The following is a 1,707-nucleotide window of genomic DNA, read 5'->3' as shown; positions in this document are numbered from 1 at the left end:
GCGCTCATAGCTCAGCTGGATAGAGCACTTGGCTACGAACTAAGGGGTCGGGAGTTCGAATCTCTCTGAGCGCACCAACTTGAAGAATTAACCGCTTTTATAGCGGTTTTTTTGTGCTTGTTTTTTAGTAATTTTAAAAAAAATCTAAATTTATAACTTTTTAATTATATTAGAGATAATCATAAATGAATCTAGCTTTATTTGATTTTGATGGCACGATCACTCACAACGACACATTTAGCTTATTTCTTAAGTTTTCGTTGAATAGAAAAACTCAAATCGTCGGTGGTATCCGACTTGCACCGTATATAGCAGGTTATAAACTTGGTTGGGTAACGGATAAAACTATTCGGACTAAGCTCTGTCAGGTAGGGTATGTAGGCTATGATGCGAATTCCTTAAAATATATGGGCCAAGAGTTTGCAAAAAAAGTACTTCCTAAATGTGTTCGTGAAAATGCTTTGGAGCGTATTCTCTGGCATAAACAGCAAGGTGATCAGATTGTTGTTGTCTCTGCATCATTAGGCGTTTATTTAGAAAGTTGGTGCCATTCTTTAGGTTTAGATGTTATATGCAATCAACTTGAAATACATAATGGTATTTTAACAGGTCATTTTATTGATGGTGATTGTGGTTATTTAGAAAAAGTAAATAGAATAAAAAATAAATATGATTTAAGCCAATATTCTACAATTTATGCCTATGGTGATACGCCTAATGATTATGCAATGTTAGAGTTGGCGCATAAGAAATATTATAGATGGCAAGAAATAAATTAATATTTAAAAATATATTAATAAAGAAAGCCACTTACTATAAGTGGCTTTCTTTTGTTTAATTATATTAAACAGTATTGAAAGAGTTTTCTAGGAAGTTATCAGTAAGTAATGACTGAGGTACGATAGTATGCGTTGTATTTGTTACGCTAGATACTGTAGAAGTTACTCCACCGAGTAATCCGCCACTCGTTAATCCACCAAGTAAATTAGAAATAACATCTAAACCACTTCCACCCGTAACACCGCCAGTTAAGCTACCCACGATATCAGTTACGATACCAATTGGATTGTCGCCACCCACACCGCCGGTAATCCCACCAGTTAAGCCACCTACAAGGTCAGTTACTACACCAAGAGGACTGTCGCCGCCAGTAACTCCTCCAGTTAAACCACCGAGAAGATCAGTTACTACGCCAAGAGGGCTATCATCACCAACGCTACCAGTTGCGCCACCAATAGTTCCTGTCACTCCGCCAAGGATTTCTGTTAATAAGCCCGTTGCAGTAGAGCCATTAGTAATAAGTGTACCCAGAATGCCAGTCGCTGATTCAGTTGCACCTTGAATATCACCACCGACTAAATCAGATACAACTTCAAGTGCACCATTTACCGTGTCACGAGAAGTTTCGAAAGTTAATGTACCAAGGTCTGCAATTTCAGAAACAGGATGCTCTACTTGTGGAAGAATACCGATAATTGTGTCAGCAACTGTGTCAATACCAGTGTTGATGATTTCAGTTTTTAAGCTTTCGACACCTTGAAGAATATCAATACCGCCTTGAACTACGTCAATCACTGGAGAGATTGGAGACGTTCCGCCACCAATACCGCCCGTTACACCGCCGATAATGTCAGTAACAACTTCAAGAGGATTGCCACCAACGCCGCCAGTTACGCCACCGATAATGTCAGTCACGACTTCAAGAGG

General features: G+C 39.0%; 1 protein-coding gene, 1 tRNA gene and 1 pseudogene. 2 read left to right on the top strand and 1 reads right to left on the bottom strand.

All coding sequences use genetic code 11. The features are described 5' to 3' along the window. Together BMW38_RS19250 and BMW38_RS19245 are read left to right on the top strand one after the other, a co-directional pair. Positions 1-77, top strand: a tRNA-Arg gene (locus BMW38_RS19250). 108 nt (positions 78-185) lie between these two features. Continuing rightward, a complete protein-coding gene (locus BMW38_RS19245) occupies positions 186-779 on the top strand; it encodes an HAD family hydrolase (protein ID WP_092711094.1) in 594 nt (197 codons plus the stop codon). Positions 780-843: 64 nt separating this feature from the next. Here BMW38_RS19245 and BMW38_RS19240 read toward each other — a convergent pair. Continuing rightward, a pseudogene (locus BMW38_RS19240) lies at positions 844-1,707 on the bottom strand (hypothetical protein); the annotation flags it as partial.

The sequence above is a fragment of the Acinetobacter sp. yr461 genome (assembly GCF_900110445.1).
GTDB classification, from domain to species: Bacteria; Pseudomonadota; Gammaproteobacteria; order Pseudomonadales; family Moraxellaceae; genus Acinetobacter; species Acinetobacter calcoaceticus.
Note: the sequence above shows the minus strand (reverse complement) of the source record. Positions and strands in the feature narration are given on the sequence as shown.

What these genes read in the sequence shown, in the direction of transcription:
- BMW38_RS19245 (WP_092711094.1), top strand. Translation starts at nt 186, where the DNA reads ATGAATCTAGCTTTATTTGATTTTGATGGCACGATCACTCACAACGAC.